Annotated in this window: 20 protein-coding genes; 11 read left to right on the forward strand and 9 right to left on the reverse strand. The window is 30.1% G+C overall.

The features are described 5' to 3' along the window. Positions 1 to 33 precede the first annotated feature (33 nt). Positions 34 to 504: a thioredoxin family protein gene (locus tag ACFQ5N_RS12035; protein WP_386809830.1), complete on the forward strand. Its 471-nt coding sequence runs from the start codon at positions 34 to 36 to the stop codon at positions 502 to 504. A 53-nt stretch (positions 505 to 557) separates the two neighbouring features. Here ACFQ5N_RS12035 and ACFQ5N_RS12040 read toward each other — a convergent pair whose 3' ends face one another. From ACFQ5N_RS12040 to ACFQ5N_RS12060, 5 genes are all read right to left on the reverse strand, one after another. Further along, positions 558 to 1793, reverse strand: coding sequence for an OmpA family protein (locus ACFQ5N_RS12040; protein WP_386809831.1), 1236 nt, complete (start codon positions 1791 to 1793; stop codon positions 558 to 560). A 141-nt stretch (positions 1794 to 1934) separates the two neighbouring features. After that, positions 1935 to 2834, reverse strand: a complete 900-nt coding sequence (locus ACFQ5N_RS12045) for a Ppx/GppA phosphatase family protein (protein ID WP_386809932.1) — start codon at positions 2832 to 2834, stop codon at positions 1935 to 1937. Positions 2835 to 2838: 4 nt separating this feature from the next. Next, complete coding sequence (locus tag ACFQ5N_RS12050) at positions 2839 to 3327, reverse strand: SixA phosphatase family protein (protein ID WP_386809832.1); 489 nt, start codon at positions 3325 to 3327, stop codon at positions 2839 to 2841. Positions 3328 to 3362: 35 nt separating this feature from the next. Further along, the gene (gene pdxH / locus ACFQ5N_RS12055) at positions 3363 to 4010 is read right to left on the reverse strand and encodes a pyridoxamine 5'-phosphate oxidase (RefSeq protein WP_386809833.1); all 648 of its coding nucleotides are present in this window, start codon (positions 4008 to 4010) and stop codon (positions 3363 to 3365) included. A gap of 46 nt (positions 4011 to 4056) precedes the next feature. Further along, on the reverse strand, positions 4057 to 5523 hold the full coding sequence (locus tag ACFQ5N_RS12060; protein ID WP_386809834.1) for a sodium:solute symporter: 1467 nt from the start codon (positions 5521 to 5523) through the stop codon (positions 4057 to 4059). Between the two features lie 76 nt (positions 5524 to 5599). Here ACFQ5N_RS12060 and recR point away from each other — a divergent pair, with 76 nt between their 5' ends. Next, positions 5600 to 6211, forward strand: a complete 612-nt coding sequence (gene recR / locus ACFQ5N_RS12065; protein WP_386809835.1) for a recombination mediator RecR — start codon at positions 5600 to 5602, stop codon at positions 6209 to 6211. Between the two features lie 42 nt (positions 6212 to 6253). On the opposite strand, the gene ACFQ5N_RS12070 is transcribed toward recR, so the two are convergent. From ACFQ5N_RS12070 to ACFQ5N_RS12080, 3 genes are read right to left on the reverse strand one after another with little or no spacing between them, the layout of a single operon-like run. Continuing rightward, positions 6254 to 6805, reverse strand: a complete 552-nt coding sequence (locus ACFQ5N_RS12070) for a CopD family protein (protein WP_386809836.1) — start codon at positions 6803 to 6805, stop codon at positions 6254 to 6256. Positions 6806 to 6813: 8 nt separating this feature from the next. Next, the gene (hemH, locus tag ACFQ5N_RS12075; RefSeq protein ID WP_386809837.1) at positions 6814 to 7830 is read right to left on the reverse strand and encodes a ferrochelatase; all 1017 of its coding nucleotides are present in this window, start codon (positions 7828 to 7830) and stop codon (positions 6814 to 6816) included. 3 nt (positions 7831 to 7833) lie between these two features. Next, positions 7834 to 8727 carry an AraC family transcriptional regulator gene (locus tag ACFQ5N_RS12080; RefSeq protein WP_386809839.1) on the reverse strand — a complete coding sequence of 298 codons (894 nt, stop codon included), beginning with the start codon at positions 8725 to 8727 and terminating at the stop codon, positions 7834 to 7836. A gap of 277 nt (positions 8728 to 9004) precedes the next feature. Here ACFQ5N_RS12080 and hemA point away from each other — a divergent pair, with 277 nt between their 5' ends. The 7 genes from hemA (at position 9005) to ACFQ5N_RS12115 (ending at position 18315) form a co-directional block, all read left to right on the forward strand. Beyond that, the gene (hemA, locus tag ACFQ5N_RS12085) at positions 9005 to 10258 is read left to right on the forward strand and encodes a glutamyl-tRNA reductase (protein WP_386809840.1); all 1254 of its coding nucleotides are present in this window, start codon (positions 9005 to 9007) and stop codon (positions 10256 to 10258) included. Position 10259: 1 nt separating this feature from the next. After that, positions 10260 to 11861, forward strand: coding sequence for a hydroxymethylbilane synthase (hemC, locus tag ACFQ5N_RS12090; protein ID WP_386809841.1), 1602 nt, complete (start codon positions 10260 to 10262; stop codon positions 11859 to 11861). 14 nt (positions 11862 to 11875) lie between these two features. Beyond that, positions 11876 to 12841 (forward strand): porphobilinogen synthase, encoded by a 966-nt coding sequence (gene hemB / locus ACFQ5N_RS12095; RefSeq protein ID WP_386809934.1) that lies wholly within the window; start codon positions 11876 to 11878, stop codon positions 12839 to 12841. Between the two features lie 88 nt (positions 12842 to 12929). Then, on the forward strand, positions 12930 to 14225 hold the full coding sequence (gene hemL, locus ACFQ5N_RS12100; protein WP_386809842.1) for a glutamate-1-semialdehyde 2,1-aminomutase: 1296 nt from the start codon (positions 12930 to 12932) through the stop codon (positions 14223 to 14225). Positions 14226 to 14263: 38 nt separating this feature from the next. Further along, complete coding sequence (gene hemE / locus ACFQ5N_RS12105; protein ID WP_386809843.1) at positions 14264 to 15289, forward strand: uroporphyrinogen decarboxylase; 1026 nt, start codon at positions 14264 to 14266, stop codon at positions 15287 to 15289. A gap of 68 nt (positions 15290 to 15357) precedes the next feature. Further along, complete coding sequence (hemN, locus tag ACFQ5N_RS12110) at positions 15358 to 16716, forward strand: oxygen-independent coproporphyrinogen III oxidase (RefSeq protein WP_386809845.1); 1359 nt, start codon at positions 15358 to 15360, stop codon at positions 16714 to 16716. Between the two features lie 261 nt (positions 16717 to 16977). Further along, positions 16978 to 18315 carry a dihydrolipoamide acetyltransferase family protein gene (locus tag ACFQ5N_RS12115; RefSeq protein WP_386809846.1) on the forward strand — a complete coding sequence of 446 codons (1338 nt, stop codon included), beginning with the start codon at positions 16978 to 16980 and terminating at the stop codon, positions 18313 to 18315. Positions 18316 to 18336: 21 nt separating this feature from the next. On the opposite strand, the gene tsaD is transcribed toward ACFQ5N_RS12115, so the two are convergent. Further along, positions 18337 to 19371 (reverse strand): tRNA (adenosine(37)-N6)-threonylcarbamoyltransferase complex transferase subunit TsaD, encoded by a 1035-nt coding sequence (gene tsaD, locus ACFQ5N_RS12120; protein ID WP_386809847.1) that lies wholly within the window; start codon positions 19369 to 19371, stop codon positions 18337 to 18339. Between the two features lie 143 nt (positions 19372 to 19514). On the opposite strand from tsaD, the gene ACFQ5N_RS12125 reads away from it, so the two are divergent. Next, on the forward strand, positions 19515 to 23888 hold the full coding sequence (locus ACFQ5N_RS12125) for a translocation/assembly module TamB domain-containing protein (protein WP_386809848.1): 4374 nt from the start codon (positions 19515 to 19517) through the stop codon (positions 23886 to 23888). Then, entirely contained in the window at positions 23881 to 24786 is a 906-nt protein-coding gene (locus tag ACFQ5N_RS12130; protein WP_386809850.1) for a nucleotidyltransferase family protein, read from the forward strand. The genes ACFQ5N_RS12125 and ACFQ5N_RS12130 overlap by 8 nt, the downstream gene beginning before the upstream one ends. The last annotated feature ends 118 nt before the right edge of the window (positions 24787 to 24904 follow it).

Raw genomic sequence — 24904 nt, forward strand, 5'->3', positions numbered from 1 at the left:
TTATTTTAGCTGTGTTCAATTAAAATTTTTAGAATGAAAAAAATAGTTTTAAGTTGTTTGTTTATAGTTAGTTCAATTGTTTTTGTAAATGCACAAGATAGTGTTAAATTAAAACACAGTGTGAATTGGGAAAAAAGTTTCTCAAAAGCTGAAAAATTAGCTAAAAAGAAAAATAAAAATCTATTAATATTTTTTACAGGATCTGATTGGTGCGGACCTTGTAAAATGTTAGTTGAAGATTTTTTTGAGACAGAGCAATTTAAAAATATAGCTGAACAAGATTTTATTTTGTACGAAGCCGATAATCCTAGAAATAAAGATTTGGTTTCTGAAACTCAAAGAGCAGATAATTTAAAACTTGGTTCAAAATATAAAGTGAGTTCTTACCCAACAATTGTTGTTGTTAATAGTAAGGGTAAAGAAATAGGAAGGAAAAAAAGTTATAATTTTATGAGAGATCCAAGTTATCATTTTAGTTTTCTTGAGGAAATTGTAAAAAAATAATATAAAAAAAACCCGCATAAAGCGGGTTTTTTTAGATCTATATTAGTTATAGATTATTGATTTACAACTCTAAAAGTTGTTCTTCTGTTTTGTCTGTGTTCTCTTTCAGTACAAGATACACCGTCAGCACATCTGTTTGTTAAACGAGTTTCTCCAAAACCATTTCCTGTTAACTGGCTTGAGTTAATTCCTTTAGAAATTAAATAGTTAGTTACAGCTAATGCTCTTCTTTCAGATAAGTCTTGGTTGCTTTCTTTTGTACCTCTAGAATCAGTATGTGATTCAATAACTACAGCAACACCAGTTTTTAATACAGGTAATAAACGTGTATCAATAATGCTTTTAGCTTCAGGAGTTAATGTTGCACTTGCTAAGTTCCAGTTAATTGGTAAAATACTGTTTTCAGTTAACGTACAGTCTACTTCTTTCCAAGATGTTAATCCTCCTTTTGTTACCAATACTTCTTTAGTTACGTTAGTGTACTCTGCAGGAACATTAACTGTTTCTTCCCAAGCATCTTTTACTAAAACAACTTTTGAAATTGTAGCATACTCAGCAGGAATATCAATAACTTTTGTTGAAGGTGGAGTTGTCATTACTGTTTTCTTAACAACTTTTGTTACTTCAGGAATTTCAATTGTACGTGTAGTAGGCTTTTGAGCAACTACCGTCTTTTTGTATGATTTTTCAAAACCAGGAACTTCACTTCTTTCAGTATGTGCATCAACATCTAATTTTGTTTGATTAGTTGTTACGTATTCAGCAGGAATTGGTTTGTAACACCAGTATCTACAGTCGTTAGGATCACTAGATTCACAGTCAGGAGCTTTATCGCTCATTTGCCAAACAGCAGAAGCAGGCTTAATTTCAGTAGTAACTGCGTCTGGTTTAAAAGTTGCAGGAATTACTTTTAATTCAGAAGCATCTTCTTTTGCGACATAAGAAATAGTTTCAGAACCTAAAGATCCTGGTATAATTTCTAATTTATGACTTGCTTCTTTTACAACAACTACAACATCTTGTTCTTCATAAACAGCAGGAACAATAACTAATTTAGTACTAGCTTCTTTTACTAATACTCTTTCTGTTTCTGTTTTGTACTCAGCTGGGTGTGTAACAATTTTGTTGTAAGCAGCTTTTGTTTCAATAGTTACGTCTTCGTTTTTCCATACATCAGGAGTTTTACATCTAACGTAACATTTTCCAGGCTCTGGATTGTCTGGTAAATCTTGTGCAATTGCGCTAGCTCCAAACATAAGTAGCGAAATTGAAAATAATAGTTTTTTCATAATGTTAATTTGATTGTTAAAATTTATAATAGTTGATTAATAATGTTTAATACTATACAATACTATGACACTATGTTGGGGGAGTAGGTCACAATTTTTTTAGTAAATATAATAAAAATATTAAGGAATATTTTATTTAATCTATATATTGTTGTTATACAGGCTTTTAATTATTCCGTCAGCCAGTCCAATTTTAGGTACAAATATTTTTTTTGCTCCGCTCCAAAGCATTGCATTTAAGTATATGCTTGTTGCGGGTACAATTACATCGGCTCTATCAGGATTTAAATCTAATTCAGAAATACGTTCTTCATAGGTCATTTGTTTTAGGAACTCATAATGTGCTTTCATAAAAATTAATGATAACGGTTTTCCTATAGGTTTTCCAGAAAGTTTATATATTTTATTAATATTTCCTCCGGAACCTATTAAAGATAGTTTCTTTAATTTTTTTGTATTGTGCTTTATCCAAGTTTCAATTTCATCCCATATTTCTTGAGAATCTTTTTTACTGTAGTTTAATAAACGTACAGTTCCTAATTTAAATGATTTTGAATTGATGATTTTTCCTTTTGAAAACACTGTGAATTCTGTGCTTCCACCACCAACATCAACATATAAATATGATTTATCTTTTTCAATAATTTCACTTAAGTCGGTAGAAAATATTATAGCAGCTTCTTTTTTACCATCAATAATATTTATTTTGATGGATGTTTTTTCTAGAATTTCTTTTGCGACTTCTTCACCATTTGAAGCATCTCTCATTGCAGAGGTTGCACAAGCGTAGTAATTGGTAACTCCGTGAACTTCCATTAAAAGTTTAAAAGCCTCCATTGCTTTAACCATTCTATTTTTATTCTCTTCAGAAATTTCTCCTTTAATAAAAGAGTCAGCTCCTAAACGAATGGGTACACGAACCAGTGCAGATTTTTTAAAACTAGGTTTGTCGTTTTTTTTATTTGTAATAACATTTGAGACCAACAACCTAATTGCATTTGATCCTATATCAATTCCAGCAAGTTTTTCAATTTTCAAAATAAGACTATTTATAATGTTTTGGAAATTCGGTTATAATTGTTGTTCCATTTTTTATGTTTTTCCAATGACTAGTTTCAAATTTAAGCCCAATAACACCACAAGTTGGTACGTGTTCAACTTGTATACTTCCAAATTTATTTACAAAATCACTAATACCGTGATCGTGGCTAAAAATAATGGCAGAATCAAAACTGTCATCTAAAGCTTTTACGGTTTTAATTAAATAACCATCACTAAAATTATAAAGTGATTTGCTTAGTTTTAAGTTTGCTAATGGATAATTAAAACTATAACTAAAAATCATAGCTGTATGCAATGCTCTGTTAGCACAGCTTGAAATGAAAACATCAGGAGTAGCAATTTTTTTATTTAATACATTTGAAATTAAATAAGCATCATTAATACCGCGCTGCTTTAATGGTCTGTCAATATCTTTAATACCTTCATATTCCCAAGAAGATTTGGCGTGTCTAACAATATAAAGTGTTTTCATATATTTTTAGTTGGTGTTTTCAAATATAAAAAAAATTATGGAGCAAGACGGTCTATCTTCCAATCATAATCTTCTTGTAGGGTAAATCGTATTCTGTCGTGCATTCTGTTTGGTCTTCCTTGCCAAAATTCTATAGTTTGAGGTTTTACAATGTAGCCACCCCAATGTTTAGGTCTGGTAATTTCTGAATCTTTAAATTTTTCTTCAAAAGTTTGTAATCGCTCGTCTAAATAATTTCTAGAATCTACAATTTCACTTTGATTTGAAGCCCAAGCTCCTAGTTTACTTCCGTCTGGGCGTGATTCAAAATACCCGTCTGATAAGTTTTCTGAAATTTTTTCAGCAACACCTTTAATAATTATTTGACGTTCAAGTGTATGCCAAAAGAAGGACAAGCAAACATTTGGGTTTTTTGCTATTGCTTTTCCTTTTTCACTATTGTAATTGGTGTAAAAAATAAAGCCTTCCCACGTATATTTTTTTAGTAAAACAACACGACTTTTAGGAAATCCATCTGTTCCAATGGTTGAAATTGTCATAGCGTTGGCTTCAATATCTCCACCAAACTCTTCTAATTCATAAAACCATTTTTGAAATAATTCAAGAGGATTGTCAGAAATTTCATTTTTTGAAAGTTCACTTTTCTGATAAACTTTACGGTAGTTGCTTAAATCATTCTCCATAGGGCAAATTTAAAAAATCTTTGGTACCATTAAATTGTTTTGAATTTTATTTATCAATTTGTTTTCTAATGGTTAATAATCCTAAAAAGGTAAATAATCCGTTTACAATTAACAGTTCATAACCAAAAATATAGCCGTTAAATAATTCTTTTGAATATAGGTTTAAAAAATAGGTTGCAATAACTGAAAGTATTGCAATTATCCAAACAAATTGGTCTTTAATGGCTATTTTTGTAAAAATTCCGAAAGCAAATAATCCTAAAAGTGGTCCGTATGTATAAGATGCAACTTGTAATAAACTGCTAATTACGTTGTCTTGCAGTACATATTTAAAAATTACAATTACAATTACTAGTACAATTGAAATACCAATATGTGCTTTTTTTCGAATGCTTTTTTGTGTTGATTTTTCTCTTTTTTCAATATCTAAAAAATCAATACAATAAGAGGTTGTTAATGAAGTTAAAGCACTATCAGCGCTTGAGTATGCCGCTGCAATTAACCCTAAAATAAATACAATTCCAATTGAGATACCTAAACCGCCATTTAACGCTATTTCAGGAAAAAGCAAATCTGTTTTTGGTTTGCCATCTACTAAAGGAATTTGTATGCCAAATTTTTCGGCATAAATAAAAAGTAAGGCTCCTAAAATTAAAAATACAAAATTTACAACAATTAAAACAAAGCCTAATGAAACTACATTCCATTGTGCTTCTTTTGTGTTTTTACAGGTTAGATTTTTTTGCATCATATCTTGGTCTAATCCTGTCATTGCAATAGCAATAAACATTCCGCCAAGAAACGATTTTAGAAAGAATTTTTTATCGTTAAAATCATCAAAAAATAATATTTGGCTATAATTTTTAAATTCTTCCGAAGAAAATAGTTGCGATACAGACCAATCTAATTGGTTTAAAATAATAGAAATAGTTGCAAAAACCGCAATTAACATAAACAAGGTTTGAAGCGTGTCTGTCCAAACAATAGTTTTAATACCGCCTTTAAAAGTATAAATCCATATTAATAAAATTGACAGAACTACAGTAATTTCAAAAGGCACATTCCAAGCGTCAAAAATAAAATATTGTAATACAGACGCTACTAAAAATAACCTAAATGAAGCGCCTAAAACTCTGGAAATGAAAAAGAAAAAAGCACCTGTTTTATGTGTTTTTGTTCCAAATCGTTGTTTTAAAAACTCGTAAATAGATGTTACTTGTAATTTGTAATAAATAGGTATTAAAACATAAGCAATTACTAAATAGCCAAATAAATATCCAAATACAATTTGCATATAACTAAATTGTGAACTTTGAATCCAGCCTGGAACTGATATAAAAGTTACGCCAGAAAGCGATGCGCCAATCATTCCAAAGGCAACTACATACCAAGGTGATTTTTTATTTGCTTTAAAAAAAGTTTCGTTACTGTCGTTTTTTCCAGTTAAATAGGCGATAAGTAAAAGCACAAAAAAGTAAACAGCAATAAGTGAAAGTATGTAAATTGGTTTCATGAACGAATTTTAATATCTGAATAACAAAGAAACTAAAATTATTGAGAATATCGTTTCCTAATTGTACATTTGCCACATGAATTTTTCGTCAAAACTTTTAGAAAATGCCGTTAATGAAGTTTCTCAATTGCCAGGAATTGGTAAAAGAACAGCTTTGCGTTTGGTGTTACATTTACTAAAACAACCAGCTTCACAATCGCATCATTTGGCAAATGCACTTACCAATTTAGTTGATGAGATAAAATTATGTAAACAATGCCATAATATTTCAGATGTAGATACGTGTGAAATTTGTGCGTCTCACTCAAGAAATACTGAAGTTGTTTGTGTTGTTGAAGATGTACGAGATGTTATGGCAATTGAAAATACAGCTCAATTTAAAGGTTTGTACCATGTGTTAGGAGGTAAAATTTCTCCTATTGAAGGAATTGGTCCGCATAATTTAACCATAGATAGTTTGGTTGAAAAAGTGAAAAAAGGATTGGTAAAAGAAGTTATTTTTGCGCTAAGTTCTACCATTGAAGGTGATACTACCAATTTTTATATTTTTAAACAGTTAGAAGAATTTAACATTAAAACATCTACCATAGCGCGCGGAATTGCGGTTGGAGACGAACTTGAATATGCTGATGAAGTTACCTTGGGACGAAGTATTTTAAACAGAATTCCGTTTGAAAATTCCTTATAAAGATTGATTTTTAAAATGGGAAACAGACTAGTTTCTGGTAAATCATTTTTTATCCCAACTATTTTTGTTTCGAATGTTTTTGTATAGTTTAATTCCTAACATTAATAAAACTGAAACACCAATAATTCCTGACACACCAAAAATCCATCCAAAAGAAGTTTTTAAAACCACTAAAAATACGCAAGAGAATAAAATAATGGTTGCAACTTCATTCCAAATTCGTAAAGCAAACGATGAAAATTTTAAATTTCCTTTTACAATTTGATTGTATAAAACCTGACAAGACCAATGGTATGCAAAAAGAGCAGCTACAAAACCTAATTTAATTTGCATCCATCCCATTTGTAACCAAGCAGGTTGTAAAATTAATAACCAAACGGCAAAAATTGTAGCTAAAACAGCTGAAGGCCAGGTAATAATATACCAAAGCCTTTTAATCATTAATTGATATTGTTCTGTTAAAATATTCTTTTCAATTGCAGGTTTTTCTTCTGCTTCTTTGTAATAAATAAATAAACGAATAATGTAAAATAAACCTGCAAACCAAGTAGTTATAAATATAATGTGCAGTGCTTTTATGTAAAGGTAATCCATAAACTAAATTATTTTGCAGCCCAAATATTAATCCAGTTTGAAAGCGTTTCAATCCATTTTTCATCTTCGTTTAAGCAAGGAATTGCTGTAAACTCTTCACCACCATTTTCAATAAACGATTCTTTCGCCTCCATTCCAATTTCTTCTAAAGTTTCTAAACAGTCTGAAACAAATGCAGGTGTTACAACGGCTAATTTTTTTAAACCATCTTTTGCAAAATCATCAATCACAAAATCGGTATAAGGTTTTATCCAAGGATCTCTTCCTAATCTAGATTGAAAAGAAACACTGTAAAAGTCTTCTTTTAAGTTTAATTTTTCGGCAACCAATTTAGTGGTTTCGTAACATTGATGTCTGTAACAAAATTCATGTGCAGGTGAAGTTGTATTACAACAACTTCCATCTAATTTACAGTGAGATTTAGTAACGTCAGATTTTCTAATGTGACGTTCAGGAAGACCGTGATAAGAAAACAATAAATGTTCAGGTTTTGATTCATCTAATGATTTTTTAATACTTGCACTTAAGGCCTCAATATAATCTGGTTTATTGTAAAATGCAGGCAAATCACTTAAGGTAACTTCAGGGAAATGTTTTTTTACCAATTTATTGGCCAAAGCTAAAATAGTTTCAGTTGAAGCCATGGCAAATTGCGGGTACAACGGTACCAAATAAATTTCAGTAACTCCTTGATCAACTAATTTTTGAATACCACTTTTTAAGGATGGTTTTCCGTAACGCATTGCCAATTCTACCGGAATGTCAACTTGTTTTTTTACATGTTGGTGTAATCTTTCAGATAGTACAATAAGCGGAGAACCTTCTTTCCACCATATTTTTTTATAAGCGGCCGCTGATTTTTTTGGGCGGGTATTTAAAATAATACCTTTTACTAATAATGCTCTAAAAAAGTAAGGCTTGTCTATTACATACTCATCCATTAAAAATTCATCTAAATAATCTCTAACGTCTTTAACTGAGGTACTATTTGGTGATCCTAAATTTATTAATAAGGCTCCTTTCATGTTTTATGATTTTGCAAATTGTTTTGGTGTAATTCCGAATTTTCGTTTGAATGCAGCAATAAAATGGCTTGAATTGCTATACCCTAAATTTAAGGCAACTTCATTCACGTTTAGTTGTTGTTCTAAAAGTAGTTTTTTGGCCAATTCCATTTTGTAATTTAATAAGAATGTAAAAACAGGAACGCCATAAAACTCTTTAAAATCAGTTTTTAATTTTTTAATATTCAACCCAACTTTTTTAGCCAATTCATCTAACGAAGGTGGATTGTTCATTTCTTCAATAATTATTTCTTTAGCATTTTTAATTTTTGAAATGGTTTCTTCACTTGCTATGTAAGGGCAATTTTCTGTTTCATTTTCTGATGCATTACTAAAATAGTAACTTAATAACTCGTAAATTTTTCCTTTTAAATAAACAGGTCTTAAAGATTGGTTGAGCTGTTTTGTAGTTAATTGGTTTAAAATTAAATTTACGGAGTTGCTAATTTTTTTAGGTTCTATAATAGGTTTTCCAGTTTTAAAATTGCTGAAATTTATAAGTGAATTGCCTTCAATAGTGAACAACGAATGAAAAAATTCAATAGAAATAAGAATGCCAATTAAATCAGATTTTGGAGCTAAATTAAAGAGTATTTTCATGGTGTCATCTTTAAAATAAACCATACTTGAATCTCCAAAATTTAAATTTATAGAGCAATGCTCCATATTAAATGCAATTTTAGAGTTTTGATTGGTTTCAAAATATAATTGAATGTAATTATGACTCAAATCGTGTTTAAAAAATTGAGTTTCTTCTGATAAGTTATTGAAATGAAATACTTTAAAAGTGTTTTCTTCATTAAAAATTAAATGAGAACTTTTGTCGATATTTTTATAGTTATCAAAAGTGAATTTCATATGTTATTTTATTGAATAATTATCAAATCAACTACAAAAGTACAATAAAAAAACAATAAATATTAAATGTTTTGTATACATTAAATGATAATTATCAGCAGTTATTTTTACTAGTTTTATTGGTTATTCTCTTTATTTAATAGGGGTAAGCGCGTTATCTGGAATTAATCTAAATTAAGTAATGTAACTTATTGCGATAATAAAAGTACTTTTAGCGTTGTTTTTCAAAAATATAAGGTTGTACTTTTGTCGATACTTATTTGATAATATTTTTTTTATGAACCATGAAAATATCCCTACAAAGTTTTACAATGTAGGTTTAAGTTACAAAAAAGCTGATGCTGCTATGCGTGGTGCTTTTAGTATTACTAAAGAAAACCAAAAATTATTATTAAAAGACGCAAAAGCAAATGGAGTTGATGGTATTTTTGTGTTATCAACGTGTAATAGAACTGAAATAACTGGATTTGCAAAGCATCCGTTTGAACTTATTAGCTTATTGGTAAAATATTCAAATGGTAATGTTGAAGATTTTATAAATGTTTCAAATGTGTACACAAACAAAGATGCGGTTAGGCACTTGTTTAAAATTGGTACAGGTTTAGACAGTCAAATTTTAGGTGATTACGAAATTGTTGGTCAGTTAAAAGAATCTTATAGTCAAGCAAAAATGTATGGAACCACAAATGCTTATATAGAGCGTTTGATGAATTTGGTTTTACAAGCAAGTAAAGACGTAAAAAATAATACAAAGTTAAGCTCAGGAACTACCTCAGTTTCATATGCGGCCGTTCAATACATTATTGAAAAAATGCCAAATCACGAAAATCAAAATATTTTAATTTATGGTTTAGGTGATATGGGAAAAAATACTTGTAAAAATGTTTTAGAATATACAGCAAGTAAAAATGTTGCTTTGGTAAATAGAACATTTGAAAAAACACAAAGCTTTGTAAAAGAGCATCCAACAGTTAAAGCCGTTACTTTTGAATGTTTGTCTGAAGAAATTCAACAAGCAGATATTTTAATTGTATCTACCGGAGCAAGTGTTCCAACGGTTAAAAAAGAACATTTAAAACCAAATCAAGAGTTGTTAATTCTTGATTTATCAATGCCAGAAAATGTTGATGTTGAAGTAAAAGGAATGCAAGGAGTTACTTTGGTAAATGTAGATGAACTTTCTCAAATTACTAAAAAAACAATTGAAACTCGAAAAAGTGAAATTCCTGCAACTGAAGAAATTATAAATAAATATAAATCGGAATTTAATGACTGGATTTCTCACAGGAAATTTGTACCAGCTGTTAACGCCCTAAAAGAATCATTACAATTAATTCAGCACAGTGAAATAGATTTTCACGCAAAGAAAATTAAAGATTTTAACATTGAACACGCTGAGTTTGTTACGAATAGAATGATTCAAAAAATTACCACACAATTTGTAAAGCATTTAAAAGCTGATGAAACATCTATTGATCAAAGCATAAATGTAATAAGCAAAATTTTCAACACTGAAAAAACTAAAATATAGAATGGATAAAATAATAAGAATTGGAACACGCTCAAGTGATTTAGCGATGTGGCAAGCTAACACTGTGGCGCAACAATTAGAACATTTTGGTTGTGAAACTGAAATTGTAAAAATCGATTCTATTGGAGATATAGTTTTAGATAAACCTTTATATGAACTAGGAGTTACTGGCGTTTTTACAAAAAACCTTGATGTAGCTTTGCTAAACGGAAAAATTGATATTGCCGTACATTCATTTAAAGATGTGCCTACGCAATTACCTGAAGGAATTGTACAAGCGGCAGTTATTAAAAGAGGTGATTTTAATGACGTTTTGGTAATGAAAGATGGCGAAGATTTTTTTACCGAAAAAAATGCTGTTATAGCCACAGGAAGTTTACGTAGAAAAGCACAATGGTTGTACCGTTACCCAAATCATACTATTGTTGGTTTACGCGGTAATGTAAATTCTCGTTTACAAAAGTTAGAAGATAACGATTGGAATGGAGCTGTTTTTGCCAAAATAGGTTTAAAACGGTTAAAGTTATTACCACCACAAGAAAAACATATTATTTTAGATTGGATGGTTCCGGCTCCTGCACAAGGAGCTGTAATGGTAGCAGCATTAGATAAAAATAAAGAGTTATTAGAATACGTTAAGCAAATTAACCACGAAGACACAGCCAAATGTGTGAAGATTGAACGTGATTTTTTACGTGTTTTAGAAGGCGGTTGTACTGCGCCAATTGGAGCTTTGGCATTAATTATAAAAGAAGAAGTGAAATTTAAAGCTGTTTTATTTAGTCCTGATGGTTCAAATAAAATGGAATTTTCAAAAACAGTTCCGGTTGATAACGCTTGGGATTTAGGTGAATATGGTGCTAAATTTTTGTTAGAAAGAGGAGCTAAAAACCTAATGAAATCTATTCACGCTTCAAATGTTGAAAAAGCAACTCTAATTTATTCAACAAAAAGTTTGTCTTTAGATCAAACTAATTTATTAGACTCTAAAATAGGAGTTGGAAGTAGTGATTTTATTACTATTAGAAACAACCGATTAAAAAGAATTTTGGTAAAGAAACCAATAAAAAATGTGGTTTTTACAAGTCAAAATGCGGTAGAAGCATTGTTAAACAATTTTGATGCTACTGAACTTGATTTTGAAAATATATATTGTGTTGGAAGAAGAACTAAAAGATTGATTGAAAAAAGAATTGGTAAAGTTGCACATGTAGCAAAAGATGCTGAAAAATTGGCAACATATTTGGTTGAAAATTTAGAAGATAAAAATGTGACGTTCTTTTGTGGAAATAAAAGACGAGATGAACTACCTTCAATTTTAACCGAGAATGCTATTGAGGTGAATGAAGTTGAATGTTATAAAACGCAATTAACACCTAGAAAAATAGACGAAAAATACAAAGGAATTCTTTTTTACAGTCCTTCAGGTATTGAAAGTTATTTAGAAGAGAATTCAACAAGCAGCAGTGTTGCTTTTTGTATTGGTGAAACTACTGGTGCCGAAGCTAAAAAGCATTTTGACCAAGTAATTGTATCAAAAGTTTCAACTGTTGAAAGTTTATTGAAATCGGTAAATACACATTTTGAAGAAGTAGAAGAATAAAAAAAGTTACAATGATAAATAGAACCAGACGTTTACGTAAAACCGAAAACATTCGTCGTTTAGTTAGAGAAAACAAACTAACAACAGACGATTTAATTTATCCTTTGTTTATTGAAGAAGGAGAAAATATTGAAACAGAAATTGTTTCAATGCCCGGAATTAAGCGTTTTTCATTAGATACAATTTCAAAAGAATTAGATGAAGTTGTGGCCTTAGATATTCCAGCTGTTTTATTGTTTGGAATACCTTCTGAAAAAGATGATACAGGTTCTGAAACTTGGAATGATGAAGGAATTATGCAGAAAGCAATTCGTTTTATTAAAAAAAACTATCCAAGTTTATATGTAATTACTGATGTGTGTTTTTGTGAATATACTAGTCACGGACATTGTGGAATTATTCATGATAATGATGTTGATAATGATGCTACTTTGGTAAACCTTGCAAAGCAGGTAATTTCGCACGCAAAGGCAGGAGTTGATATGGTTGCACCGTCAGGAATGATGGATGGAATGATTGCAATGATACGTGAATCATTAGACAATACAGGGTTTCCAATCTTGCCAATTATGTCGTATGCTGTTAAATACTCTTCAGCATTTTATGGACCTTTTAGAGATGCCGCAGATTCAGCTCCTACTTTTGGAGATAGAAGAACGTATCAAATGGATCCATCAAACCGTGATGAAGGTTTACGTGAAGCCACTTTTGATGACCAAGAAGGAGCTGATATTTTAATGGTAAAACCTGCATTAGCTTATTTAGATATTATTCGTGATTTAAAAAATAATTTTGATAGGCCAATAGCTTGTTATAATGTAAGTGGTGAATATGCTATGATAAAAGCAGCTGCTGAAAAAGGTTGGATTGATGGCGATCGTGTAATGATGGAAAGTTTACTTTCTATGAAAAGAGCAGGAGCAGATATTATTATTACCTATTTTGCAAAAGATGTGGCTAAATTATTACTTAAAAAATAAATTGGTTGAACTACAATGAAATTGGTCACTGAGTGGAGTTGAAGTGATAATGATTTCAAACATGTTTAATTACTAAAAAAATAGAATTATGAAATTAGAAAAATCTATAGAACTTTATACAAAAGGTAAAAAAAACTTGGTTGGTGCGGTAAACTCACCTGTTAGAGCATTTAAATCTGTTGGTGGAGTTCCTATTTTTATAGACAAAGCAAAAGGAAGTAAAATTTACGATGTTGATGGAAATGAATATGTAGACATGGTGCTTTCTTATGGACCTATGATTTTAGGACATAGAAATAGTGTTGTTGAAAAAACAATTAAAAAATATTTAAAAAGAGGATACACGTTTGGAGCATCAACAAAAGGTGAAATTATTTTAGCTAAAATGGTTTGTGATGTTTTTCCGGGAATGGATAAAGTTCGTTTTGTAAACTCTGGAACTGAAGCTGTATTAAGTGCTATTCGTTTGGCAAGAGCATATACAGGAAAAAATAAAATTATAAAATTTGCTGGTTGTTATCACGGGCATTCAGACTCGTTATTAGTTGCAGCTGGTTCAGGATTAGCAACATTAAGTATTCCTGGTAGTAAAGGAGTGCCTGATGAAGCAGTAAAAAATACCTTAATTGCTGAATTTAATAATATAAAAAGTGTAGAACGTCATTTAAAAAAGGATGATGTTGCGGCCATTATTATTGAACCAATTGCTGGGAATATGGGAGTAATTCAACCTTCTAGTAAATTTATTAAAGAATTAAACGAATTAGCGAAAGCAAATGATGTACTATTAATTGCTGATGAGGTTATGACAGGTTTTCGTTCAAAATTTGGAGGTGCACAAGAGCTGTTAGGTTTTCAAGCTGATATTACTTGTTTAGGTAAAGTTGTTGGTGGAGGTTTTCCAGTTGGAGCTTATGGAGCTAGAAACGAAATTATGGAAATGGTTGCTCCGTTGGGAGATATGTACCAAGCAGGAACTTTATCAGGTAATCCAATTGCAATGGCTTGTGGTATTGCTACTTTAAAAGAGTTGAAAAAACAAGATCCGTATAGTGATTTTGAAAAAACAGCAGCGTTTTTAGAGCGTGAAATGAAAACAGCAGCCAAAGAAAATGGCGTTGATTTACAGGTAAATAGATTTGGATCTATGATCAATCCATTTTTTACAAAAACAAGAGTTGTAGATTTTAAAACAGCACAAACAAGTGACACAGATAAGTTTAAAACTTTCTTTTGGAAAATGATGGAAAATGGCGTGTTTTTGCCTCCTTCTCAATTTGAATCTTGGTTTTTAGCTACCGCAATGACAAAAAGAGATATTTATAAAGTAAGGTCTGCAATTCAAGTTGCAATGAAAGCTGTTGCTGATAAATTTAATGTATAAAGAAGATTACAACTAACTAAAAATACGATATAAGATAGATGATTAAAAACGATTTATTTTTAAGAGCTTTAAAAGGAGAAGTTGTTGAACGTCCACCAGTTTGGATGATGCGTCAGGCAGGAAGATATTTACCTGAGTTTATAGCAATTCGTGAAAAATATGATTTTTTTACACGTTGTAGAACTCCTGAATTGGCTTCAGAAATAACAGTGCAACCTATTCGTAGATACGGAATGGATGCTGCTATTTTATTTTCGGATATTTTAGTAATTCCACAGGCAATGAATATTGAGGTAGAAATGAAACCTGGAATTGGACCTTGGTTACCAAACCCAGTTCGTTCTCAAAAAGATGTGGATAATGTAATTGTTCCAGATATTGATGAAACTTTAGGGTATGTTATGGAAGCTATTAAAGCAACTAAAGAATTGTTGAATGATGAAATTCCTTTAATTGGTTTTGCAGGTTCCCCTTGGACAATTTTGTGTTATTGTGTACAAGGTCAAGGTTCTAAAAACTTTGATAAAGCTAAAGAGTTTTGTTTTACACAACCTGTTGCAGCCCACACATTATTGCAAAAAATTACTGATACAACTATTGCTTATTTAAAAGAAAAAGTAAAAGCAGGAGTAAATGCAGTTCAAATATTTGACTCTTGGGGAGGAATGTTGTCTCCAACAGATTATCAAGAGTTTTCTTGGCAATATATCAATCAAATTATTGAAGCATTGAAAGATGATGCTCCGGTAATTGCATTTGGAAAAGGTTGTTGGTTTGCCTTAGAAGACATGGCAAATTCAAATGCATCAGCCTTAGGTGTAGATTGGACAGTTGCACCGCAAGTAGCAAGAAAATTAACAGGAAATAAAATAACCTTACAAGGTAACTTTGATCCGGTTCGTTTATTATCTCCTACAAAAGTTATAAAATCAATGGTAAAAGAAATGATTGATGGCTTTGGAAAAGATAAATATATAGTGAATTTAGGACACGGTATTTTACCACACATTCCATTAGACAATGCCAAAGCATTTATTGATGCTGTAAAGGAGTATAATCAATAGATTTTAGAATTGAGATTAAAGTATTGAGATGTATCTTGGTACTAATTTCTCACTACTCACTACTAATTATGAATAATTTAATTCAAAAATATAATATTCCCGGACCAAGATACACCAGTTATCCTACGGTACCGTTTTGGAATAAAGAAGGCATAGCATTGCAAGATTGGAAGCGTACAGTTAAAAAATCGTTTGATGAAAGTAATGATGCTGAGGGTATAAGTTTATACATTCATTTACCATTTTGTGAAAGTTTATGTACGTTTTGTGCGTGTCACAAAAAAATTACCAAACGTCACGAAGTTGAACAACCTTATATTGAAACTTTATTAAAAGAGTGGGATTTATATTGTGATTTATTGGTTGAACGACCAAAAATTAGAGAAATTCATTTAGGAGGTGGAACGCCTACGTTTTTTTCTTCGGAAAATTTAAATAAATTAATCAACGGAATATTTAAGAGGGCAGATAAGTTTGAAGTTTTTGATTTTAGTTACGAAGGTCATCCAAATCACACTTCAGAAAAACAATTGCAAACGCTTTATGATTTAGGTTCACGTAGAAATAGTTTTGGTATTCAAGATTACGATCCTAAAGTTCAAAAAGCAATTCATAGAATTCAAAGTTTTGAGCAAGTAAAACGTGTAAACGATTTATCACGTAAAATTGGATACGAATCTATCAGTCACGATTTAATTTTTGGATTGCCTTTTCAAACTGAAGAAAGTATTAGAAATACTATAAAAAATACCATTGCATTAAAACCTGATAGAATTGCGTATTATAGCTATGCACACGTACCTTGGATAAAAGGTGTAGGACAGCGTGGTTTTGATGAAAATGATTTGCCAAAAGACAATGAAAAGCGCCATTTATACGAATTAGGAAAACAATTATTTTTTGATAATGGTTATGTTGAAGTTGGTATGGATCATTTTGCATTGCCAACAGATTCGTTACATAAAGCAATGGAATCTAAAAAGTTACATCGTAATTTTATGGGGTATACTGCGGGTAAAACCGAGTTAATGATTGGTTTAGGTATGTCTTCAATTAGTGATTCATGGTATGCATTTGCTCAAAATGAAAAAGATGTTGATGTGTACACTGAAAAAGTAAACAATGGAATTATTCCAATATTTAGAGGGCATTTATTAACGGAGCAAGATTTAATTGTAAGAAAACACATTTTAAATTTAATGTGTAACCTTGAAACCGAATGGAATGTAGGTTTTGATGCAACAACTAAAGCGCAAATAATAGAAAGACTTCAAGAAATAATTGACGATGGTTTAGTTGAAGTTTCTGAAACTAAAATTACCGTAAAAGAAGAAGGAAGAATGTTTGTACGTAATGTTTGTATGGCTTTTGATCTTCGTTTACTTGAAAATAAACCAAACACAAGAGTGTTTTCAATGACAATATAAATTACATTAATATATTAAAAATTAAAGCTGAACAACTGTTCAGCTTTTTTTATGGAATAGATTGTGTAAGTGAAGGTTAAGTAAGTGTTTTAATTGTAAAATTAATTGTTTAAGTGCAAATTAATTACGTATACTATACGAAAAAAGAATATTTCAGAAGAATAATATAATTTATATTGTAATGTACATAAATTATAAATTGAGGGAAATCTAAATGTAGGGTATATTTTTTGTAAATTTGCAGTTCTAAAAAAAAACATCATGTCAAGATTTGAAATTAAGCTTCCAAAAATGGGTGAAAGTGTTGCTGAAGCAACAATAACTTCTTGGTTAAAAAATATTGGAGATAGTGTTGATTTAGATGAAGCCGTTGTTGAGGTTGCTACTGATAAAGTAGATTCAGAAGTGCCAAGTGAAGTTGAAGGAACTTTAGTTGAAATTTTATTTGATGTTGATGCGGTTGTAAAAGTAGGTGAAACTATTGCTATTATTGAAACTGTGGGTAATGAAGAAACTGTTTTTGAAGATAATGAGGTAATTGAAAAGCCTGAAGTTGTAGCTGAGGTACAACAATTAGAGCAAGAAATAAATGAAGTTATTGAAACTTCAACAATAAGTAATACATCTAATTCTGGGAAATTCTTTTCGCCATTAGTGCGAAATATTGCTTCTAAAGAAGGTATTTCAATGGAAGAATTGGAAGCGATTATTGGGTCAGGAATAGATAACAGAGTAACAAAAAATGATATTTTAGCATACATTGAAAGAGGAAAAAAGAAAGCTAAAGTAAAAGAGGTTGTTAAAATAGAACCAAAACCAACATTAGCTGTTGAAGTTCCTAAAACTAAAATTGAAAAAGCTGCTGTACCTGTACCTGTTTCTGTAAATGGTGAAGATGAAATTATTGAAATGAGCAGAATGGGTAAATTAATTGCACATCATATGGTTGATTCAATTCAAACTTCAGCACATGTGCAATCATTTATTGAAGTAGATGTTACCAATATTGTAAATTGGAGAAACAAAGTTAAAGATGAATTTTTGAAACGTGAAGGTGAAAAAATTACTTACACGCCAATTTTTATGCAGGCAGTTGCCAATGCCATAAAAGAATATCCATTAATTAATATTGCTGTTGACGGCGATAAAATTATAAAACGCAAAGCAATTAATTTAGGAATGGCTGCTGCGTTAGACGATGGGAATTTAATTGTTCCTGTTATAAAAAACGCCGATCAATTAAATTTAGTTGGTATGACAAAAGCTGTTAATGATTTGGCTAAAAGAGCACGTTCAGGAAACTTAAATCCTGAAGATATTCAAGGAGGAACCTATACGGTAACAAATGTTGGAGGTTTTGGTAGCGTTTTTGGAACACCTATAATCAATCAGCCACAAGTTGCAATTTTAGCATTAGGAGCTGTACGTAAAGTGCCTGCAGTAATTGAAACACCTGAAGGAGATTTTATTGGAATACGTCAAAAAATGTTTATTTCACATTCATATGATCATAGAGTAGTAAATGGTGCTTTAGGAGGACTGTTTATTAAAACAATAAAAGATAGTTTAGAAGCTTGGGATGTAAATACCAAGTTCTAAACTATCTTTTATAGAAAACAATTAGTTTTCACTAACATTTAATCTGGCAGTTGCAGTTATTTCACTTTCCGAAAAATCGTTTTCTAAATATTTTAAATACCCAACAATAGCAATCATTGCTGCATTGTCTGTTGTAAATTGAAATTGTGGAATATAAGTTGTCCAGCCGTATTTAGTTTCTGTTTCTTTTAAAACTTTTCGAATTTCTGAATTGGCACTTACACCACCAGCAATGGCAATGTGTTTAATACCTGTTTCTTCAACCGCTAATTTTATTTTATCAAATAAAATACCAACAATTGTATGTTGTATTGATGCGCAAATATCATTTAAATTCTCTTCAATAAAATTCGGATTTTCTTTAACTTTTTTTTGTAAAAAATATAAAATAGCAGTTTTTAATCCGCTAAAGCTAAAATTTAAACCATCAACTTTTGGCTTGGTAAAGTTAAAAGCCTTTGGGTTTCCTAGTCTGGCATATTTATCTACCAAAGGTCCTCCAGGATAAGGTAATCCCAGTATTTTTGCCGATTTATCGTATGCTTCACCAACGGCGTCATCAAGCGTTTCGCCTAAAACTTCCATAGTGAAATAATCACTAATTTTTACAATTTGTGTGTGGCCACCACTAATAGTTAAGCACATAAAAGGAAACGGTGGTTTTTGTTGATTCTCATCATCAATAAAATGCGCCAAAACGTGGCCTTGCATGTGATTTACAGCAATTAAAGGAATGTTTAATGCAAGTGCTAAAGACTTGGCAAAAGAGGTTCCTACTAATAAAGAACCCATTAATCCAGGTCCACGCGTAAAAGCTATGGCATTTAAGTCTTTTTTGTCGATATTTGCTTGTTCAATTGCCTGTTGAATAACAGGAACAATGTTTTGTTGATGTGCACGTGAAGCTAATTCAGGAACAACACCGCCATATTTAGCGTGTATTTCTTGGTTTGCTACAACATTTGATAGTATCTTTCCGTTGCAAATCACAGAGGCACTAGTATCATCGCAAGACGATTCTATACCTAAAATATAAATGGGTTTATTTTTTATCATCTAATAACAAATAAAGGCACGAAAATTGCCAATAAAATGCAAATTTAACGCATATCGAACGAATAAAAAAAATAGTAGTTAGGATATTAAAGGTTTTGCTAGTTGTATTAGCACTGCTAAGCTTAATATTATCACTTCCTTTTGTGCAAACAAAATTAGGAAATACTGCTACTTCTTATCTTCAAAAGGAATTTGATGTTGCAATTAATTTAGAGAAAGTTGACTTGTCAATTTTAGGAAACGTTCAATTCAAAAATGTTTTTATAGAAGATCATCACGGAGATACTTTAATTTATGCTGAAAACCTTAAAAGCTCGCTATATAGTTTTAAAAAAGTATTGAACAATAAACTTGAGTTTGGAGATATTTTATTAGATAATTTTGTTTTAAATATAAAAACCTATAAAAACGAAGAATATGATGGTTTAACCGTTTTTGTAGACAAATTTAGCAGTGGAGAAGAAAGTGATACGCCTTCTAATTTTAAATTAACTTCAGATGAACTTGAATTAAAAAATGGATATGTTGAAATTATAGATGAAAATGTGGCTAATGAGAATCCATTGTTTTTTTCTGAAATTGATGGAATTGGAGAAGATTTTAAAATTCAAGGACCAAATGTTACCGTTGGTATTATTGGTTTTAGCTTTATTGAAAATCATGGAATTAAAGTTGAATCTCTTTCTTCACAATTTACTTACAGTTTAAATGCGATGCATTTTTTAAATACGCATTTAGAAACTGCAAATTCAACCTTAGATGCTGATATTGAATTTTTGTACGATAGAGATAATTTAGCTGATTTTAATAACAAAGTTGATATAAATGCAGAAATAAAAGAATCAGCTATTTCATTGTTAGATTTAAAAGCTTTTTATGATGAAATAGGAACAGATGATAAGTTATACGTAACAGCCAATCTTTCTGGGCAACTTAATAAGTTAGAAGTTACTAATTTAAAACTTACTTCAGAAGCCAATGCTATTTTAAATGGAGATTTATATTTGGTGAATTCGTTCAATACAGAAAATGGTTTTTCTTTAGATGCTGATTTTGACAAGTTAATTTCAGATTATGAGCATTTAAAAATTTTACTTCCTAATATTTTAGGAAATTCGTTACCAGTAGTGTTGAAGGATTTTGGACAATTTAAATTGAAGGGAACTACTTATATTTCAACAAATTTAATGGATGCAAATGTTTCTATTGATACCGATTTGGGTACTGCTGTTGCAGATTTGGAATTGTCAGGAATTCAAAATATTAATGAAGCTTCGTACAAAGGAGCTGTTAAAATTAATAACTTTCAATTAGGTGAAATTTTGAAAGATGAATTTATGGGTGCTGTCTCATTAGATGCAAAAGTTGATGGTGAAGGTTTTACTTTTGAAAATATAAATACAGCTATAAATGGAGTTATTTCAGAGTTTGAATACAACACGTATAATTACAAAAATATTTCTATAAATGGTATTATAAAAAATAAGCATTTTAATGGCGAAATGGAAGTGAATGATGACAACATTAAATTAAATTTTAATGGTTTAGCTGATTTGTCTTTAGATGTTTATGAGTTTGATTTTAAAACAACTGTAGATTATTGCGATTTGTTTAAATTAAATATTTTTCAACGAGATACTATTTCAATTTTAAAAGGTGATATTAATATTAATTTAAAAGGAAATAAGTTAGATAATTTGGTGGGAGAACTTAATTTTAAAAACTCATTATACACAAACCAAAAAGGAAACTATTTTTTTAATGATTTTGCCGTAAAATCTTCTATTAAAGACAGTGTAAAAACTGTGACAATTAATTCTCCTGAAATTATTGAAGGTGAAATAAACGGTAAATTTAATTTTGATGAATTAGGTAAATTAATTCAAAATTCTTTAGGGAGTATTTATACAAATTATGAGCCGTATAATGTAACGCCAAATCAATATTTAGATTTTAAATTTCAAATTTATAACAAAATTGTTGAACTATTTTTGCCAGACGTTGTTCTGTCTGCAAATACATTTATTAATGGAAATATTGATGCCGATAAAAATTTATTTAAATTCAACATAAAATCGCCTAAAATAAAAGCATATGCAACGGTTATAGATTCTGTTCAATTACAAGTAGATAATAAAAACCCTTTATTTAACACACAATTAATTGTAGACAAAATAAAATCGAATGTCTATAATTTGTCTGATATTTATCTAGTCAATAAAACATTAAATGATACGCTGTATTTTGGAGCTCAATTTAAAGGAGGAAAACAAAAAACAGAAACCTATAATTTTTCATTTTATCACACCATAAATGAACAAAACCAATCTGTTGTTGGAATAAAAAAATCAACACTAAATTTTAAAAACAATGATTGGGTTATCAATCCAGAAAATAACACAGATAACAAGTTGGTTTTTGATGCACTTAAAAACACGTATACATTTAGCCCGTTTTTTATTAGCTCAAAAGAACAAAGTATTGATTTTTCAGGAGTTATAAATGATACCATTTCTAAAGATTTAGACTTCAATTTTAAAAATGTGAATTTGGCTGATATTACGCCAGAGATTGATAGTTTAGACTTAGAAGGTTTAATTAATGGTGATATTGAATTTGCCGAATTCAATGAAATTGTTCGACCTACAGTCGATCTTTCTATATCAAATTTCAATATCAATCATTCATATCAAGGAAATTTAGACATCAATGTTGAAGGGAAAAATTCAATAAAACAATATTTATTAGATATTACTTTAGAGCGAGATAATAATGCTAATTTTTTAGCAAAAGGAGAAATAGATTTTGCAACACCTAAACCTACATTAGATATAGTTGTAGATTTTGAAGAGTTTAAATTAGATGCATTTAGTCCTTTGGGTGAAGATGTTTTTAATAAAATTAGAGGCTACGCTTACGGTAATATTCACTTAACAGGTTTAGTAGCAAACCCAACAATGGAAGGTGATTTGTTTTTAGATGAAGCAGGTATGTATTTTCCGTATTTAAACGTTGATTTTGATTTTGTAGGAACAAGTATTATTAACTTTAAAGATCAAACTTTTGACTTTGAAGATGTAACGCTTAGAGATGTTAAAAATAATACCAAGGCTAATTTAAGTGGAGTTTTAAAGCATCAAAATTTTGAGTTTTGGAATTTAGATCTTGTGGTTGAATCAGATAACATTTTGGTTTTAGATACCGAAGAAGAAGAAACATCATTGTATTACGGAACAGCTTATTTTGACGGTTTAGCAACCATTAAAGGACCAACAGATAAACTTGTAATTGATGTTACAGGTAAAACCAATAAAGGAACACATTTTATTATGCCAATAAGCGATGTAAAAACAGCAGAAACATCGCAATTAATTCGTTTTATAAATACCGATCCTTTTGTTGAAGATGAAGAAGTTAGAAAAGCATTTATTTCTGAAAAATTAAAAGGATTAAGTATGAATTTTAATTTAGAAGTTACCAATGATGCTGTTTTTGAAATGGTAATAGATAAATCATCAGGAAGTTATTTAAAAGGAAGTGGAGAAGGAAATTTACAAATTAATTTAGATACTAAAGATAAGTTTGAAATGTATGGCGATTTTGTGGTTGATAATGGAATTTATGATTTTAAATATGGTGGTTTCATTAATAAACCCTTTACAGTAAAAAAAGGTGGTATTATTTCTTGGAGCGGAGATCCGTTAACTGCAAATATGGATATTCAAGCCATTTATAGAGTATCTGCAAATCCAAGAACTTTACTTGAAAATTTAAACTCAAGCCGAAAAATCCCTATTGATTTAATTACTCGATTCACAGGAGAATTATTCAACTCAGATATTGAGTTTGATATTGATATCCCTAATTCTAGCTCTACAGTCGCATCTGAGTTAGAATTTAAATTAAGCAATGATAAAACAACGCAATTTATTGCTTTGTTGGTTACAGGTAGTTTTTATAATGAAGGTGATTTGGGAACAAATAGTAATGCGGTTTTATATGGAACTGGAATGGATGTGTTAACAAACGCTTTTGACAATATATTAAATAGCGAGGATAGTAAATTTAGACTTACACCGGTGTATACGGTTGGTGAAAATAATGCAGTTGATAATTTAGATATTAATGACCAAGTTTCTTTAGCTTTAGATTATCAAATAAACGATCGTATTGTGGTAAACGGAAGTGTAGGAATGCCCGTAGGAACAGGAAACCAAACCGAAATTATTGGAGAAGTAAATATTGAATTTTTAATGAATGAATCAGGAACTTTACGTTCGTCTGTATTTAATAGGCAAAATGATATTCAGTATTCTGAAGAAGAAGAAGGTTACACACAAGGAATTGGTTTAAATTATCAAATTGATTTTGATAATGGAGGAGAGTTGTTAGAGAAATTGTCTTTGAAAAAGAAAAAAGTGATAGATTCTGTAGAAACAAATTCACAGAGAACAGATAGCATAATTAATCAAAAATTAATTTATTTTAAAAATAAAAAAAAGCAAGAATATGAGTAAACCAACATTGGTAATTTTGGCTGCAGGAGTTGGTAGCCGTTATGGAGGATTGAAACAATTAGATACTTTTTCAGAACAGGGAGATACCATTTTAGATTTTTCAATTTATGACGCCATTCAAGCTGGTTTTGGAAAAGTAGTATTCATTATTAGAAAAACTATAGAAGAAGATTTTAAAGCATTTTTTAACCCTAAACTAGAAGGTAAAATAGAAGTTGAATATGTTTTTCAAGAAACAGATGCTATTCCAGAAAAATTTAAAGATAATAACCGTGAAAAACCTTGGGGAACAGGGCACGCTTTATTAATGGCAAAAGATGCCGTAACAGAAAATTTTGCTGTTATAAATGCTGATGATTTTTATGGAAGAGAAGCTTTTCAGGGAATTGCAGAAGCTCTAAGAAATACCGATAAAAATGCTACACAATTTAATATGATGGGATACGTATTAAAAAATACAATTTCCGATTATGGTTTTGTTTCTAGAGGTGAATGCAATGTAAATAATGAAGGGTTTTTAGTTGGTATTGAAGAGCGTACACATATTGAAAAAGTAAATGGAGATTTAATGTTTAAAGATGCAAATGAAGTTTTAAAACCAATTTCAGAAGAAACCATTGTTTCTATGAATTTTTTCGGATTTACGCCAAAATATTTTGAAATTTCATCATCTATGTTTGAAACGTTTTTAGAAAAAAATTATAAAGAATTAAAAGCTGAGTTTTTTATTCCATCTGTGGTAAACAATGTAATTGTTGATAGAACAGCAACTATGGAAGTTTTAAAATCTAATGCGCGTTGGTTTGGAGTTACCTATAAAGAAGATAAACCATATGTAACTTCTGAAATACAAAAGTTAAAAGACACTGGTGTTTATCCTAAATTTTTATGGGCATAAAACCAAGAAATAGTGGTGGTCCCTGTAGAAGTTAAAAGCAATCACATTAGTTTGCGATAAAGATTAGCGTTTGTTATAAAATAGCATATAAATTGCATAATTTTAATAGCGCTAAAAA

The sequence above is a fragment of the Lutibacter holmesii genome (genome assembly GCF_042679665.1).
Lineage (GTDB): Bacteria > Bacteroidota > Bacteroidia > Flavobacteriales > Flavobacteriaceae > Lutibacter > Lutibacter holmesii.

Bases quoted from the DNA above. Each gene is read 5' to 3' on its own strand.
- ACFQ5N_RS12035 (WP_386809830.1), top strand. From the start codon at position 34: ATGAAAAAAATAGTTTTAAGTTGTTTGTTTATAGTTAGTTCAATTGTT.
- ACFQ5N_RS12040 (WP_386809831.1), bottom strand. From the start codon at position 1,793: ATGAAAAAACTATTATTTTCAATTTCGCTACTTATGTTTGGAGCTAGC.
- ACFQ5N_RS12050 (WP_386809832.1), bottom strand. From the start codon at position 3,327: ATGAAAACACTTTATATTGTTAGACACGCCAAATCTTCTTGGGAATAT.
- pdxH (WP_386809833.1), bottom strand. From the start codon at position 4,010: ATGGAGAATGATTTAAGCAACTACCGTAAAGTTTATCAGAAAAGTGAA.
- ACFQ5N_RS12060 (WP_386809834.1), bottom strand. From the start codon at position 5,523: ATGAAACCAATTTACATACTTTCACTTATTGCTGTTTACTTTTTTGTG.
- recR (WP_386809835.1), top strand. From the start codon at position 5,600: ATGAATTTTTCGTCAAAACTTTTAGAAAATGCCGTTAATGAAGTTTCT.
- ACFQ5N_RS12070 (WP_386809836.1), bottom strand. From the start codon at position 6,805: ATGGATTACCTTTACATAAAAGCACTGCACATTATATTTATAACTACT.
- hemH (WP_386809837.1), bottom strand. From the start codon at position 7,830: ATGAAAGGAGCCTTATTAATAAATTTAGGATCACCAAATAGTACCTCA.
- ACFQ5N_RS12080 (WP_386809839.1), bottom strand. From the start codon at position 8,727: ATGAAATTCACTTTTGATAACTATAAAAATATCGACAAAAGTTCTCAT.
- hemA (WP_386809840.1), top strand. From the start codon at position 9,005: ATGAACCATGAAAATATCCCTACAAAGTTTTACAATGTAGGTTTAAGT.
- hemC (WP_386809841.1), top strand. From the start codon at position 10,260: ATGGATAAAATAATAAGAATTGGAACACGCTCAAGTGATTTAGCGATG.
- hemL (WP_386809842.1), top strand. From the start codon at position 12,930: ATGAAATTAGAAAAATCTATAGAACTTTATACAAAAGGTAAAAAAAAC.
- hemE (WP_386809843.1), top strand. From the start codon at position 14,264: ATGATTAAAAACGATTTATTTTTAAGAGCTTTAAAAGGAGAAGTTGTT.
- hemN (WP_386809845.1), top strand. From the start codon at position 15,358: ATGAATAATTTAATTCAAAAATATAATATTCCCGGACCAAGATACACC.
- ACFQ5N_RS12115 (WP_386809846.1), top strand. From the start codon at position 16,978: ATGTCAAGATTTGAAATTAAGCTTCCAAAAATGGGTGAAAGTGTTGCT.
- tsaD (WP_386809847.1), bottom strand. From the start codon at position 19,371: ATGATAAAAAATAAACCCATTTATATTTTAGGTATAGAATCGTCTTGC.
- ACFQ5N_RS12130 (WP_386809850.1), top strand. From the start codon at position 23,881: ATGAGTAAACCAACATTGGTAATTTTGGCTGCAGGAGTTGGTAGCCGT.